At 54.8% G+C, this 361-nt stretch carries 1 protein-coding gene; it reads right to left on the minus strand.

The features are described 5' to 3' along the window. Positions 1 to 361: flagellar basal body FlgE domain-containing protein (locus P8629_RS11515; RefSeq protein ID WP_278166273.1), on the minus strand; the 361-nt coding region annotated here is incomplete at both ends.

Here is a 361-nt window from a genome sequence, read left to right on the forward strand (position 1 = left end):
TGAGTAAATGACAGGCTGCCCAAGTCAATATCGTAGGTGTCAGCCCCTGCCGGCCCGCCGGACAGGCGGCCGTTGACATCCCATTCATTGGGTGCGGTTTTGGTAAAGTACAGCGTCAGGTTACGTGCATTACCCTGCGAATCGAATACCGTGGCATTCGTAGAGTAGTTATAGGTATTGGCGTTATTCGGGTTGAACGCCGCATCGATGACAGGCTGACCAGAGTTGAGGTTAAGCGATAACGACAGCTCTGATGTGGCATTGGCTTGCAGGTCGCCCGGCGGAATTTGCAGAGGAATGACGTTGCCGCCCTCTTGCACGTTACCATCGGCATCGGCTGGATAGCCCATGATTTGGGCGC

The sequence above is a fragment of the Hydrogenovibrio sp. 3SP14C1 genome (assembly GCF_029625905.1).
In the GTDB taxonomy this organism is placed as follows: Bacteria; Pseudomonadota; Gammaproteobacteria; order Thiomicrospirales; family Thiomicrospiraceae; genus Hydrogenovibrio.